This window comes from Mycolicibacterium brisbanense (genome assembly GCF_001570425.1).
Classification (GTDB): Bacteria; Actinomycetota; Actinomycetes; order Mycobacteriales; family Mycobacteriaceae; genus Mycobacterium; species Mycobacterium brisbanense.
Genome location: NZ_BCSX01000024.1, coordinates 17,843 through 31,893, shown reverse-complemented (window position 1 = coordinate 31,893; position 14,051 = coordinate 17,843). Strand labels below are relative to the sequence as shown.

Annotated in this window: 15 protein-coding genes; 13 read left to right on the top strand and 2 right to left on the bottom strand. The window is 67.5% G+C overall.

The window, feature by feature from the left end; translation table 11 throughout:
• Window positions 1–4: 4 nt before the first annotated feature.
• Window positions 5–973 carry a PDR/VanB family oxidoreductase gene (locus tag RMCB_RS12805; protein ID WP_062829088.1) on the top strand — a complete coding sequence of 323 codons (969 nt, stop codon included), beginning with the start codon at window positions 5–7 and terminating at the stop codon, window positions 971–973.
• A 25-nt stretch (window positions 974–998) separates the two neighbouring features.
• On the top strand, window positions 999–2,054 hold the full coding sequence (locus RMCB_RS12800; RefSeq protein ID WP_062829087.1) for a Rieske 2Fe-2S domain-containing protein: 1,056 nt from the start codon (window positions 999–1,001) through the stop codon (window positions 2,052–2,054).
• A 60-nt stretch (window positions 2,055–2,114) separates the two neighbouring features.
• Here the strand turns inward: RMCB_RS12800 and RMCB_RS12795 are convergent, their stop codons facing one another.
• The gene (locus RMCB_RS12795; protein WP_201028287.1) at window positions 2,115–3,380 is read right to left on the bottom strand and encodes a cytochrome P450; all 1,266 of its coding nucleotides are present in this window, start codon (window positions 3,378–3,380) and stop codon (window positions 2,115–2,117) included.
• A gap of 129 nt (window positions 3,381–3,509) precedes the next feature.
• On the opposite strand from RMCB_RS12795, the gene RMCB_RS12790 reads away from it, so the two are divergent.
• Genes RMCB_RS12790 through RMCB_RS12740 form a run of 11 tightly spaced genes read left to right on the top strand, consistent with a single transcriptional unit; the run spans window position 3,510 to window position 13,179 of the window.
• A complete protein-coding gene (locus RMCB_RS12790; RefSeq protein ID WP_062829086.1) occupies window positions 3,510–4,331 on the top strand; it encodes an acetoacetate decarboxylase family protein in 822 nt (273 codons plus the stop codon).
• On the top strand, window positions 4,328–5,812 hold the full coding sequence (locus tag RMCB_RS12785) for an aldehyde dehydrogenase (RefSeq protein ID WP_062829085.1): 1,485 nt from the start codon (window positions 4,328–4,330) through the stop codon (window positions 5,810–5,812). Before RMCB_RS12790 ends, RMCB_RS12785 begins: the two co-directional genes overlap by 4 nt.
• On the top strand, window positions 5,812–6,765 hold the full coding sequence (locus tag RMCB_RS12780; protein WP_062829084.1) for a DODA-type extradiol aromatic ring-opening family dioxygenase: 954 nt from the start codon (window positions 5,812–5,814) through the stop codon (window positions 6,763–6,765). Before RMCB_RS12785 ends, RMCB_RS12780 begins: the two co-directional genes overlap by 1 nt.
• Before the next feature lie 23 nt (window positions 6,766–6,788).
• The gene (locus RMCB_RS12775; protein WP_201028286.1) at window positions 6,789–7,652 is read left to right on the top strand and encodes a fumarylacetoacetate hydrolase family protein; all 864 of its coding nucleotides are present in this window, start codon (window positions 6,789–6,791) and stop codon (window positions 7,650–7,652) included.
• 4 nt (window positions 7,653–7,656) lie between these two features.
• Entirely contained in the window at window positions 7,657–8,595 is a 939-nt protein-coding gene (locus tag RMCB_RS12770) for a TIGR03619 family F420-dependent LLM class oxidoreductase (RefSeq protein ID WP_201028285.1), read from the top strand.
• Entirely contained in the window at window positions 8,595–9,311 is a 717-nt protein-coding gene (locus tag RMCB_RS12765) for a type 1 glutamine amidotransferase (protein ID WP_062829082.1), read from the top strand. The genes RMCB_RS12770 and RMCB_RS12765 overlap by 1 nt, the downstream gene beginning before the upstream one ends.
• A complete protein-coding gene (locus RMCB_RS12760) occupies window positions 9,311–10,108 on the top strand; it encodes an SDR family NAD(P)-dependent oxidoreductase (protein ID WP_062829081.1) in 798 nt (265 codons plus the stop codon). The genes RMCB_RS12765 and RMCB_RS12760 overlap by 1 nt, the downstream gene beginning before the upstream one ends.
• A 26-nt stretch (window positions 10,109–10,134) precedes the next feature.
• Entirely contained in the window at window positions 10,135–11,592 is a 1,458-nt protein-coding gene (locus RMCB_RS12755; protein ID WP_062829080.1) for an APC family permease, read from the top strand.
• 28 nt (window positions 11,593–11,620) lie between these two features.
• Window positions 11,621–11,821: a hypothetical protein gene (locus tag RMCB_RS12750; protein WP_029369506.1), complete on the top strand. Its 201-nt coding sequence runs from the start codon at window positions 11,621–11,623 to the stop codon at window positions 11,819–11,821.
• 31 nt (window positions 11,822–11,852) lie between these two features.
• Window positions 11,853–12,752 carry a crotonase/enoyl-CoA hydratase family protein gene (locus RMCB_RS12745; protein WP_062829079.1) on the top strand — a complete coding sequence of 300 codons (900 nt, stop codon included), beginning with the start codon at window positions 11,853–11,855 and terminating at the stop codon, window positions 12,750–12,752.
• Window positions 12,753–12,771: 19 nt separating this feature from the next.
• Window positions 12,772–13,179 carry a DUF1622 domain-containing protein gene (locus RMCB_RS12740; protein ID WP_062829078.1) on the top strand — a complete coding sequence of 136 codons (408 nt, stop codon included), beginning with the start codon at window positions 12,772–12,774 and terminating at the stop codon, window positions 13,177–13,179.
• A gap of 10 nt (window positions 13,180–13,189) precedes the next feature.
• Here the strand turns inward: RMCB_RS12740 and RMCB_RS12735 are convergent, their stop codons facing one another.
• Window positions 13,190–14,044, bottom strand: a complete 855-nt coding sequence (locus tag RMCB_RS12735; protein ID WP_062829077.1) for a hypothetical protein — start codon at window positions 14,042–14,044, stop codon at window positions 13,190–13,192.
• Between the last annotated feature and the right edge of the window lie 7 nt (window positions 14,045–14,051).

The following is a 14,051-nucleotide window of genomic DNA, read 5'->3' as shown; positions in this document are numbered from 1 at the left end:
AACGATGACAACCCCAACCATCGTGCGCGAGTTCGAAGCCGACCTCGTCGTGACGGACTCCCACGTGGTGGCCGACGACGTGGTGGCCCTCACCCTGGCGGCCGCCGACGGCTCGTCGTTGCCACCGTGGACTCCGGGCGCCCACGTCGATCTGGTGCTCGGTGACGAGCTCGTCCGGCAGTACTCGCTGTGCAGCAGCCCCGGCGACCGGTCCGCGTGGCGGCTGGGCATCCTGCGCACCCCCGACAGTCGCGGCGGGTCCAAGGCCGTGCACTCCGAGCTACGCAGCGGCTCGACCGTGCGAGTCCGTGGGCCGCGCAACCACTTTCCACTCGTCGCCGCAGGCAGCTATCTGTTCATCGCCGGTGGTATCGGCATCACCCCGCTGCTGCCGATGATCGCCGAAGCCGACGCGGCCGGAGCCGACTGGCACCTGCTCTACGGCGGCCGCACCCGAGGATCCATGGCGTTCCTGGACGAATTGGAGCCCTATGGGGACCGCGTCACCCTGGTACCCCAGGACGAGTGCGGCCTGCTCGATCTCGATGCCGCGCTCGGCACGCCCCGCGAGGGCACGCTGGTGTACACGTGCGGCCCCACGGGTCTGCTCGACGCCATCGAAGCACGCTGCGCGACATGGCCTTCCGGCACCCTGCACCTGGAGCGGTTCGTGGCGAAGACGCCGGAGGCCGGCGCGCCGGGCAACACCGAGTTCGAGCTGGTGCTGCAACGTTCCGGGCTGACGCTGACCGTACCGGCCGACAAATCCGTCTTCGAAGTCTGCAAGGAGGCCGGCGTCAGCGTCGTGGGCTCATGCCTCGAAGGTATCTGCGGCACCTGCGAATCCGAGGTCGTCGACGGCGATGTCGACCACCGCGACTCCGTCCTCAACGAAGAGGAACGAGAGTCGAACGAATACATGATGATCTGTGTGTCCCGCTGCCGGTCAGCGCGGCTCACGTTGGATCTCTGACCGGCACATCGGGACAGGAGTGGTGATGAAAGCTGCGACGAAGCCGCTGCACCGGCTCGGAGTGACCGCAAAGGGTTACCCGCGCAACGCGTGGTACGCCCTGGCCGCCACGGACGAGGTCGCCGACGGGCCATTCGGCACCCGCGCGCTGGAGCGACCGGTCGTGCTGTTCCGGGTGTCCGACGGTTCGGTGGTGGCACTGGCCGATCGCGATGCGCATCGGCCTTACCCGTTGAGCCGTGGGCGGGTGGACGGGGACACCATCGTCTCCGGTTACTCGGGCTTCGCCTACGACCGCAACGGCACGTGTGTGCGCGTGCCGACACAGGCCCAGGTTCCTTACGGCGCACAGGTTCCCAGCTATCCGGTGCGCGAGCATGACGGGCTGGTGTGGGTCTGGCTGGGCGAGCCGTCGTTGGCCGACCGGCGACCGCCGGAGCCCACGCCGTGGCTGTCCGACCCCGCGTGGACCACATTCGGCGGCCAGTGGGAAACAGCGGCCCACATCGGGTTGCTGCTGGAGAACTTCGCCGACATCACCCATGTCGCAGTCGTCGACCCGGTCATCTCACCGCCGGCGCTGACCACCGAGGTGGCCCCGCCACTGGAGGTGCAGCTCACCGAGACCACGGTGAGCTTCCGCCGGGACTGGCCGCCCGCGCCGATGCCGGCCTGGCAGGCCGACATCACCGGCGCCTCGGCGACGACAGCGTACCCGCAGCGCGAGGAAGGCGCGTTCCTGTCGCCGGGCCTGTGGGCCGACAGATGGGACTGCCACCTGCCCGAAAGTGAAGGTGGCCCACAGACTTTCCGGTTCACCCACGCGATCACCCCGGTGGACGCAGGCACCACCCGGCACATCTGGCGGGTCAGCCGCAATTTCGCCCCTGGCGAGGCGGCCACCGAAGCGATGCGGCCGATCTTCGAGGGCTATTACCGTCGGGTGCAGGAGATCCTGCAGACCATGCAGGAGGTCATCGACACCGATGGCTATGGCGACGAGGTCAGCGTCGCGGCCGATGTGGCCGCCCTGCAGGTCCGCAAGATCATGCGCCGCCTGGTCGCCGACGAAGGGGCATAGCGCGGAAACGGCATTCCAGCAGACTTGCCGGAATGCCGTTTCGGCGGGAAATCCGCAGATTCAGTCGGAGCTGACCCGGACCGGCAGGGTCTTGATGCCGTTGACGAAGTTGCTCCGCACCCGACGGACATCGCCGGCCAACTCGATCGACTTCAACCGCGGGATCAGCTCTTCGAACATGAGCCGGACTTCCATGCGCGCCAGGTTGTTTCCCAGGCACAGGTGCGGGCTGCCCTTGCCGAAGGTGACGTGGTTGATGTCGGTGCGGGTGACGTCGAAGTCGTAGGGGTTTTCGAACACCGACTCGTCGCGGTTGCCCGAGGCGAACCACATGACGACCTTGTCGCCTTCCTTGATCTGCTTGCCTCCCAGCTCGACATCGCGGGTGGCCGTGCGGCGGAAGTGATAGACCGGCGACGCCCACCGCAGGAACTCCTCGGTCGCGGCGGCAATGAGCTCGGGCTGGTCGCGCAGCAGGCGCAGCTGGTCCTGATGCTCGATGAGAGCGAGCATGGTGTGGCTGATGGTGTGCCGCGTGGTCTCGTTCCCGGCCACCACCAGCAGCAGGAAATAGTTGTCGAAGTCGGTGGCCGACAAGGCGTTTCCGTCTTCGGGAATCTTGTTGACCAGCATGCTGACCAGGTCGGTCCCGGTCCCGCCGCGGCGCTCGGCGGCCAGTTTGCGCCCGTACTCGAACACCTCGATCGACGCGGGTGAGCTGAACGGCAGGTGCTTGTACTTGGCAGTCTCGGGATCGCCGAGCAGATGGTCGCTGTAGTCCGGGTCGGTGTTGCCGATGATCTCGTTGCCCCAGTCGATGAGCTGGCCGGTATGCTCGTCGGGCACGTCGAGCAGCCGCGCCAGCACCTGGATCGGGAAGTCGGCGCTGACCTCCTTGACGAAGTCGAACTCCCCCTTCGCCAGCGCGGCGTCGACGGTGGCCTTGGTCAGCCCACGGAGGAACTCCTCGTAATTGCGCATGAGGTTGCCCTGGCTGAACTCGCGCTGGATCAGCTTGCGCAGGGCGCGATGCCGCAGCCCGTCGGTCTCCAGCATGGAGCGGCGGATGTCCATCAGATCGTCGTCGACCTCCTCGAGGTTGACGAACTTGGTGGAGGTGAACGTCTCCGCGTCCTTGTCGACCGCGCAGATGTCCTCATGGCGCGTGATGGCCCAGAACCCCTTGTTCGGGGTCGGCTCCGGATTGAAGTAGACCGGCGCCTCCCGGCGCAGGGTGTCGAACATGCCCCAGCCCTGGTTGCCGGCGAAGCGGTCAAGGTCGGCAAGGTCGACGTCTGCAAGCGGCACGTGCGGGGGCTTTTCCACGACGTTTCTCCTCCATCGAATATTGTTCGTATCCGAACGATAACGGGAGGAATGTGCCGCCGCAAGGCTAGCCATTCGTACCCGAACAAGTTATCGTACGGATGCGAACGATCTCTCGACGGGAGCCATATGAACGACCAGTTGGGGTTCTTCTTTCCCCGAACGGCCACCGGCCGATCCTCCATCATCCCCGCACCGCCGTGGTACTACTCGGGTGATCTGCTCACCGTCGAGTACCGCACCGACCCGGCCCGCGTTGCCGAGCTGCTGCCCGCACCACTGGAACTCGCTCCCGACGACCCCGGCGCCGTCGCCCTGATCTGGGCTGACTGGCAGTCCTGCTCGTCGTCACGCGAAGAGCTGCTCGACCCGGTGCGGTCCCAGTACAAAGAGGCATTCGTCGTGGTGCGGTGTGCCTTCGAGGGCGTCACCTATTCGCGCTGCGTCTACATCTGGGTCGACAAGGACTTCGCGATCGCCCGCGGCATGCACCAGGGCTACCCGAAGAAGTTCGGCTCGATGTGGCAGACCCGCCCGCACCCCTTCTCGCAAGCCGCACCCCAGGTGGCGGCCGGGGGCGTCTTCGGCGCCACCCTCGCCGCGGGCGACCGCCGCCTGGCCCAGGCCGTGCTGACCCTGCGCGAACCGTCGGAGACCAACGGCTTCGTCAACGGCCACCCGATGGCCCACCACCGCATCTACCCGGGCATCGGAAAGGGCAGCCCGGACAGTTACGTCGAACTGATCGCTTCGGGCGCACGCGAATTCGAGGCCGGCCCGGCCTGGACCGGCGATGTCGAGCTTGAGCTCTTCGACTCCCCCACCGAGGAGCTCGCCCGGCTGTCCGTCGACGAGATCATCGGCGGCTACTACCGTCAGGTCGGCGTCGTCTGGGACGGCGGGCGCAACCTGGCCACGCTGACCCCGGAACCCGCGGCGGCCGCCCAGTGACGGCCGAGTACGCCGAGGTGGCGGGGGTACGCGTCGACACCCGGCACTGGATCGGCGGCCGCCGGGTCGCGTCGAGCAAAACCTTCACCGACATCTCGCCCATCGACGAACAACCGATCGCGCAGGTGCACGCCGGCGGCGCCGACGAGGTCGACGCCGCCGTGGCCGCGGCCCGCGAGGCGTTCGGAGCGTGGGCCGCACTGCCCGTCAAGCAACGCGCCGACATCCTGCGCGCGGTCGCCGACGGCATCGAGGCCAGGATCGAGGATCTGGCCCAGGTGGAGACCCGCGACAACGGCTCGCTGTTGCGCAGCCACCGCCGCGGCGTCATGCCACGCGTCGCGATGAACTTCCGCTACTTCGCCGACCTCGCCGAGCGCCTCACCCACCCCATCGACGAGGTCCGCGGCCACCGCCAGCGGGTCAGCTTCGACCCGGCGGGCGTGGTCGCGATCATCACGCCGTGGAACGCACCGCTGATGCTGGCCACCTGGCGCATCGGCCCGGCCCTGGCGGCAGGCAACACCGTGGTGCTCAAGCCGCCGGAGTGGGCACCGCTGACCGCGTCGCTGCTGGCCGACATCGCCGACGAGGCCGGACTGCCCGCCGGGGTGTTCAACGTCGTGCAGGGCACCGGTCTTGACGCAGGGGCCCCACTGACGCGCCATCCGGGGATCAACCGGCTGTCGTTCACCGGTTCGGTGCCCACCGCCGGGGTCATCGCCGAGGCCGCCGCGAAAAACATTGTGCCGCTGTCGTTCGAGCTGGGCGGGAAGTCGCCGCTGCTGATCCTCGAAGACGCCGACCTCGATCTCGCCGTCAACCTCACGGTCGAGCAGTTCGACAACGCCGGCCAGGTCTGCCTCGGGGCGTTCCGGGTGCTGGTGCACGAGAGCCTGCATGACGAGTTCCTGCAGCGCGTGTTGGCCAAGGCGCAAACGGTCGTCCAGGGTGATCCACGCGACGAGGCCACCGACGTCAGCGCGCTGGTCAGCAGGCCACACTTCGAGCGGGTCCGCGGTTTCGTCGAACGCGCCCTGGCCGACGGAGCTCACGCCGTGCTGGGTGGCGGCCCCAACGACGATCTGGGCGGCCTCTACTTCCGGCCGACCATCCTGACCGGTGCCCGGCCCGGCAGCGAGATCCTCACCGAGGAAGTGTTCGGTCCGGTATTGACGATCCAGACCTTCGCCACCGAGGAGGAGGGCATCGCACTGGCCAACAACACCCGGTTCGGCCTGGCCGCCACCATGGTCACCGGCGATCCGGAACGCGCAGAACGGGTTTCAGCTCGACTCAACGCCGGAACGGTGTGGGTCAACTGCTTCTTCGTCCGCGATCTCGGCGCACCGTTCGGGGGCAACGGCAAATCCGGCATCGGCCGTGAAGGCGGCCCCTGGTCGTTCGACTTCTACTGCGATGTCAAGAACACGGTGTTCTCCCCGAACGGTTGGCACACAGGCAACGGAGGCAATTCCTGATGGGCGAAATCGTCGGCGCCGGACTCATCGCGCACGTTCCGACCATCGTGCTACCCGAGAAGATCCGGCGCGAACTCAACAACGGTGAGGACACCACGCTGGTCTCGGGCCTGCAGCAGTTGCGCCGCGAGGTCTTCGACGTCATCGACTACGACACCGTCGTGGTGCTCGACTCGCACTGGGCCACCACCGTCGAGTTCGTCGTCACCGCGCACGACCGCCGGACCGGGCTGTTCACGTCCGAGGAACTGCCGCGCGGCATGACGCAGCGTCCCTACGACATCCCCGGCGACCCTGAACTGGCGCACCTCATCGCGAGCAAGGCAACCGCGCACAGCACCTGGATCACCCCGATCGACGACGATTCGTTGCCGATCTTCTACGCCACCACCAACGTGTGGGAGTTCCTCGGCAAGGGACTGCCAGACAAGCGCTGGATCTCCATCGGCGTGTGCCAGACCGCCGACACCGAGGACAATCTGCGGCTGGGCCGTGCGCTGGGCGCTGCCATCGCCGAGTCCGACCGCAAGGTGCTGCTGATCGCCTCGGGCGCGCTGTCACACACCTTTTGGCCGCTGCGCAAGCTGCGGGACCACGAGGCCGCAGGCGCCGAGCACATCTTCTCCCCCGAGGCCGCCGCTGCCGACGCCGAGCGGATGGCCTGGTTCGAGGCGGGCGATCACGCCCGCGTGCTCGACACCATGACCGATTTCTACCGGTACAAGCCCGAGGCGCGCTTCGGCCACTACCTGATGATGATCGGCGCGCTGGGCGAGGGCGACTGCACCGCGACAGGGCGGCGCTACGGCGAGTACGAGAACTCCGTCGGCACCGGCCAGGTGCACTACTGGTTCGACCGCCCCGCAGGGGGTTTCCCGCCGTCGCGAGCCACCCCGACTGATCCCGACTATGTCCGTCAGACCTCGGGTCCCGACCTGCCCGCCGCCGGCTGACCCCACCATCCCAGGAGCATTTCATGACAGTGCGTGAGTACCGCCGAATTCTGTTGGACGGCAACATTGTCGACGTCATCCGTGACGGTGACACCCTGATCGCCGGGGACGGCCGAACCGTCGCCGCCGACGACGCCCACCACCTGCCGCCGGTCACCCCGACGAAAATCATCTGCGTACACCTCAACTACATCTCGCGGGTCAAGGAACTGCTGACCAAGCTGCCGCCCGCCCCGACGTACTTCCACAAACCGGTGTCCTCGCTCAACGCGCACGGGTCGGCGGTGGTCCGTCCGCAGGGCTGCAAGTGGCTCAACTACGAAGGCGAGGTCGGCATCGTCATCGGGCGCACCGCGCGCAACATCTCCCCCGCCGAGGCCGGCGATTACATCCGCGGCTACACCGTCGCCAATGACTATGGCCTGCACGACTTCCGCGACACCGACTCCGGCTCGATGTTGCGGGTCAAAGGCGCCGACACGCTGTGCCCGCTGGGCCCCGGCATCGTCGAAGGCTGGGACTTCCACGACAAGCGGATCCGCACCATCGTCAACGGCGAGGTCCGCCAGGACGGCAACACCGACGAGATGGAGTGGGACATGCACTATCTCGTCGCCGACATCGCCCGCACCATCACCCTGCAGCCCGGGGACGTCCTGCTCTCGGGCACCCCGGCGATCTCCCGAACCGTCTATCCGGGCGATGTGGTGGAGGTCGAAGTGGAAGGACTCGGCGTGCTGCGCAACCATATCGTGGAGGGCCCCACCGCCATTCGCGCCGATGTGGGTGCCCAGCCCACCGAGAGCGAAGAGGTGCTCTCCACCGCCCAGGGCGGCGACTGGGAATTCCGCGGCATCCGCAAACCCGACCTGTCGAACACCTTCTGATCCCGTGACCACCCCCAGGATGCTGCTGATCCTCAGCGAGAACTGGACCCTCACCGCCGGTCGCGATCTCGGCGACCTCGTCCGGTGGGCGCGGATCGCCGAGGATGCCGGGTTCGACTCGGTGATGATCTCCGAGCACATCGTGCTCGGACCGGACGCCAGCGACAAGGGCGTGATGGCCAACCCGCGCGCATATGCGTTGCCGGGCAACCAGGATCCGTTCACGCCGTGGCCGAACTCGCTGATGTTGTTGTCGGCGATGGCCTCGGTGACCAGCCGGATCCGCCTGGTCGCGGCGGCCGTGCTGGCCCCGTTGCGGCACCCACTGTTGCTCGCCCGTGAACTCGGCACGCTGGACCTGCTGTCCGAGGGCCGGTTGGTGGTGCAGCCGAGCGTCAGCTGGAGCCGTGACGAGTATGCCGCGATGGGCGTGCCGTTCGCCGAACGCGGCCGCATCCTCGACGAGCAGCTCGCGGTGATGGATCTGGTGTTCGGCAACTCACCGGCGAGCTACCACGGCCGGTACTTCTCCTTCGACGACATCTATCTGGAGCCCAAGGCTTTTCGACCGGACGGCCCACGCATGTGGTTCGGCGGCCAGACCGCACACGGCAAGGTGGTCGAGCGCCTGGTCCGCTACGGCCACGGCTTCCATCCGCTCGGCGCGCCGAGCGCCGAGGACATGAGGGCGATCGGGGAAGCGATGACCGCCGCCGGACGCGCGATGGCCGACCTCGAGATGATCGGCGGCGTCCGGGTGGACTTCCCCGACGACCACTCCTGTGCCGACATCGGCAAGGCCATGGCCTCCGTACCCGAGCAGCTGGAGAAAGGATTCACCACCATCTGCGTGAAGCCGTCGATGTTCATCGACGACGCCGGTGAACTACCCGCATTCTGCGCCGACGTGATGCGCCGCGCCGAGTCGATGGCGGTGCACTGATGCCACGGCTGCTGCAGATCGCGCACGATCACGTGTCGCCGGCCGGCGCCGTCGCCCACCAGTTCGTGGTGCGCGGCTACGACATCGACGAGCGTGTCGTGGTTCCCGCCGAGCGGTTCCACGATCCCGGCGTCGAATTCGACTTCCCCGACCCGGCCGGTTACGACGCGGTGCTGGTGTTGGGTGCACCGTGGTCGGCGTACGCCCCGGAGGTGGCCGGCTGGGTGGGCCCCGAACTGGAACTGATGCGGCGGGCCGACCACTCCGGGGTACCGGTACTCGGCATCTGTTTCGGCGGTCAGCTGCTGGCCACTGCGCACGGCGGCCTGGTGCACAAGTCACCTTTTCCTGAAATCGGCTGGCGGCCCGTGCATTCCGAGGAACCCTGGCTGGCAGGGCCGTGGTTCCAATGGCATTACGACCGCTGGCTAACCCCGCCCGATGCGGTGGAGCTGGCCCGAAACGGCGCCGCCCCACAGGCTTTCAGGTTACGGCGCAACCTTGCCCTGCAATTCCATCCGGAGATCGACACCGCAGCACTGAAAGGCTGGCTGGAATTCGGCGGGGACCGCGAGGCGGTGGCGGCGGGCCTGGATCCCGGGGTCCTGCTCGCTCAGACCGAAGCCGCCGAGGCCGACGCCGCCGTGCGCGCCCGCCGCCTGGTGGACAGCTTCCTCGATCGCGTCGCGGTCGCCGACCCCCTCGGTGCGCGGTGATGAGCGGCCGCGTCGTCCTCGTCACCGGCGGCGGCACCGGAATCGGTGCGGCGGTGGCCGGTCAGCTCGCCGCGGCGGGCGATCAGGTGGTGATCTGCGGACGGCGCGCAGAACCGCTGCGGCGCGTGGCCGAACAGACCGGCGCACTGCCGGTCGTCGCCGATGTCAGCGCTCCCGCGGGGGTGGGCGCTGTCGTCGAACAGACGCTGGCGGCGTTCGGACGCCTGGACGGGCTGGTGCTCAACCACGGCATCATCCGGGTCGGCCGGGTCGACGAGCTGTCGGTGGAGGATTGGCAGGACACCCTGCAGGTCAACCTGACCGGGCCGTTCCTGCTCGTCCGCGCGGCACTGCCGCATCTGCTGGCCGCCCGCAGCGCGGTGGTCGCGGTGTCTTCGGTGGCCGCGCTGCGCGCCAGCGAGGCGATGGCCGCGTATTCGGCGAGCAAGGCCGGGCTGATCCTGCTGACCCAGTCGCTGGCCGTCGATCACGGTCCTGACGGGTTGCGGGCCAACGTGGTGTGCCCCGGCTGGACGGCCACCGAGATGGCCGACATGGAAATGGCGGAATTGAGGGAAACCAGGGGGATCTCGGCCGCCGAGGCCTACCGGCTCGCGACGGCCATGGTGCCGCAACGCCGTGCCGCCTCGGCCGACGAAGTGGCCGGCGCGGTGTGCTGGTTGCTGTCGGACGCCGCGTCGTATGTCAACGGCGCGGTACTGCCCGTCGACGGCGGTTCGTGCGTCGTCGACCCCGGAACGCTCGCACTCGATACCCGAGTGTCAATCAGGCTCTGAATCAACCCCTTTCGAAAGGATCCGCCATGAGCGAGATCAACACCGAGTTACGCCGCAATGCCCTCGGCGTGGCCGGCATCGTATTCCTGGTCCTGGCCGCGGTGGCTCCGTTGACCGGCATCGTCGTGGTGGCGTCGCTGGTTATCGCGCTCGGCAACGGCGGCGGCGCGCCCGCATCGTTCTTCATCGTCGCAATTGTGTTGCTGCTCTTCGCCGTCGGCTACGCACAAATGTCCAAGCAGTTGGTCAATGCCGGCGGGTTCTACGCCTTCGTGGTCAAAGGTCTTGGCCGCACCGGCGGTCTCATCGCGGGCTTCATCGCCACGCTGGGCTACAACTTCTTCGTGGTCGGCACCATCGGCACCAGCGGCTTCTTCATGCAGTTGGTGATCTCGGACCTCACCGGGTTCAACCTGCACTGGTATGCCTGGGGCCTGGCTTCGATCGTCGTGTCGTTCGTGATGGCCCGCCGCGGAGTCGATTTCAGCTCTCGGGTGCTCGGAGTGTCCCTGGTTCTCGAGACCACGATCCTGGTGGTGTTCGACATCTCGGTGCTGGTGCAGACCGGCTACGACGCGTCGGCGTTCAGCCCCAGCACCGTGGTGTCCGGTTCCCTGCCCATCGGCCTGCTCCTGGCGGCGACCGGATATCTGGGCTTCGAGGCGACGGCGCTGTTCAGCGAGGAAGCCCGCAACCCGCTGCGCACCATCCCGCGGGCCACCTACATCGCGATCACCAGCATCGGGGTCATCCTCGGCGTCACGACCTGGGCCGTGGTCAGCGCGACGGGCGTCGCGCAGGCACAGCAGACCGCCGTCGAGCACCTTCCCACCGGCGACCTCATCTTCAGCCTGGCGCAGAAGTACCTGGGCACTGCCCTCACCGACGTCATGATGGTGCTGCTCCTGGTCAGCCTGTTCGCGGCGATGCTCGCCTTCCACAACTCGGCGACGCGCTATCTGTACGCGCTGGGCCGGGCGAAGGTGTTGCCGACCATCCTGGCGCACACCCGATCCGGCGGCGCGCCGCAGGTTGCCGGCATCGTGCAGGCGACCTTCGCCGCGGTGGTCGCCGGACTGTTCGCCGTCGCAGGCCTGGATCCGATCACCTCGCTGGTGCCCAGCATGCTGGGCTTCGGCACCCTGAGCGTCATCGTGCTGCAAGCGCTGGCTGCGTTGTCGATCATCGTGTATTTCCGCCGCGCCCATGACCCCCGGCTGTGGAGCACCTTGATCGCGCCCGGCATCGGATTCCTGGGGCTGCTGGCGATTTCGATCCTCGCGGTGGTGAACTTCGACATCGTCGCGGGGTCGGACGCACTGGTGATCCGGCTCATGCCATTGCTGCTGATCTTCGCGATCGTCGGCGGCATCGGCTACGGGGCATATCTGAAGAGCTCGAAGCCTTCGGTGTACAACGGCCTGACGACCGATCTGGAGAAGTTCAACGTGCACGCCGAGGACCGGGCATCGACCGCTCTCTGACGGCTGCGAACGCATATGCTCACAGTCGATGGAGACCCTGCAGCGCTACCTCCTCATCCAAGGGATGACGTTCGTCTTCGGCATCGTCGGGCCGATCTTTCTCGTCATCTTCTTCTCCGCGCAGCCGGACCCCACGCTCAAATGGATGTACTGGGCGGGCTTGTTCATCACGGCGGCCGATGTCCTGATCGCGTTGGCCATCACCGAGTCGACCACCAGAGACTCTTGACTTGCGCGCCGAAGCTGACTCGACTGCTGGGATGGCCCACGAGTTCGAAACCCTCCTGTACCGCACGGCTGCACCCGTCGCGACCATCACTCTGAACCGGCCCGAGCAGCTCAACACGATCGTCCCGCCCATGCCCGACGAGATCGAGCAGGCCATCGGGCTGGCCGAACGCGACCCGGACATCAAGGTGATCGTGCTGCGCGGTGCGGGCCGGGCGTTCTCCGGCGGCTACGACTTCGGCGGCGGGTTCCAGCACTGGGGCGAGGCGATGAACACCGATGGCCGTTGGGATCCCGGCAAGGATTTCGCGATGGTCAGCGCACGGGAAACCGGACCGACCCAGAAATTCATGGCCATCTGGCGAGCGTCCAAACCGGTGATCGCCCAGGTGCACGGCTGGTGCGTGGGCGGCGCCAGCGATTATGCGTTGTGCGCCGACATCGTGATCGCCAGCGACGATGCCGTCATCGGCACGCCGTACGCGCGGATGTGGGGTGCCTACCTGACCGGGATGTGGCTCTACCGCCTGAGCCTGGCCAAGGTGAAATGGCATTCGCTGACCGGCGAACCGTTGACGGGCAAGGAAGCCGCCGCGGTCGAGCTGATCAACGAATCGGTGCCGTTCGAGCGGCTGGAGGCCAGGGTGGCCGAAGTGGCCGGGAAGCTGGCCCGGATTCCCTTGTCACAGTTGCAGGCTCAGAAACTCATCGTCAACCAGGCCTACGAGAACATGGGATTGTCCTCCACCCAGACCCTCGGCGGCATCCTCGACGGGTTGATGCGCAACACTCCAGAAGCGCTGCGGTTCATCGACACTGCCGCACAGCAGGGCGTGCGTACCGCGGTCGAGCACCGCGACGGCCCATGGGGCGATTACAGCCAGGCCCCGCCCGAGCGTCGGCCCGACCCGTCGCACGTCATCGAGCCGTGATTGCCGAAGGGATATCGAGGTGCACGTACAGGAGTTCTTCGAACGGGCAACGACCGCGTTCGAAGTGCTGGGCGTCTTGTCGATGGTGCTCGGGTTCCTGTTCGCGTTCATCCTGGCGCTCAGGTCGTGGCGGCGGACCGGCGACGGCAGCCGCGCATTCAAGACGCTGCGGGATTCCCTTGGCGGGGCGATCCTGCTCGGGCTCGAACTGCTCGTCGCGGCCGACATCGTCAAAACCGTCACTGCCACACCGTCACTCACCGATGCCGCGGTGCTCGGCATGATCGTGCTCATCCGCACCGTGCTGAGCATCTCGATCGAGATCGAGGTCGATGGGGTGGCCCCGTGGCGCAAGGCCCTGACCACGGGACCACAGGTGCTGGCCCGCACGGCCCGCGAATCCGGACGGGCCGATCCCACCGCCTGAGTCCGGCCGGCTACCGGTCGCTCGGGCGACGACGCAGGCCGCCCAGCATGGCCACGATCACGCCGAACACCACCAGCCCACCACCGACCGCCAGGGTCAGGTTCAGCCATTGGTGCAGGCTCGCGATGGCGTGGTTGACCATCGCATCGGCGGCCTGCCGGATGTCACCGCTGGTGTGGTTGAGCGCGTTGTTGAGATAACGCCGGCCCGCCTCCAGCCCGGCCCAGCCTGCCGCGCCGACCAGAAGCGCTGAGACACCCAGCGCGGCAAGGGTTTTCCCCCGCGACTTGGCGGCAGCCAACGTCAGCAGGGCGAACACGCCGGCCAATATCGTCGACCCCACACTGACCCACGGCCCCCACACGGCCAGCGGCCGGAGCTTGCCGGGCTGCAGCGCCTCGGGGGCAGTCGCCGCGATCGGCACCGTAAGCGTCTGCGGCACCTTGACGTTGAACTGCGACAGGGTCTCCTGGAACGACGAATCCGCCAGCATCGGGGCCAGGTCCACGACCCAGGAGCCGTTCTCGTCGCGCGAGAGCTGGTTGGTGAACATCCAGGTGTGGGCGATCTCGTTGGCCTTCGCGAACTGGCCGGGGAACACCGGGCCTGCGGTGTAGGCGTTGGCCACACCGCGGATCAGTGCCGCATTCACCTCGGCGCCGTTCTTGGACGCCAACGTGCGCACCTGCGTGGTGAGCTCACCGGCCACGGCCTGCTGCAGCTGCGGATCCTTCGCCGCGGCCGCCGCGAACGCCGAGTAGCCCGCCTTGTCGACGATGTTCTTCTGGGCCCACGCCGTGGGCACCGCGACGGCGAGCAACACCGTCGTCAGCACCCACAGCAGCAGCGCCATCACGAACCGCACGCCGTCC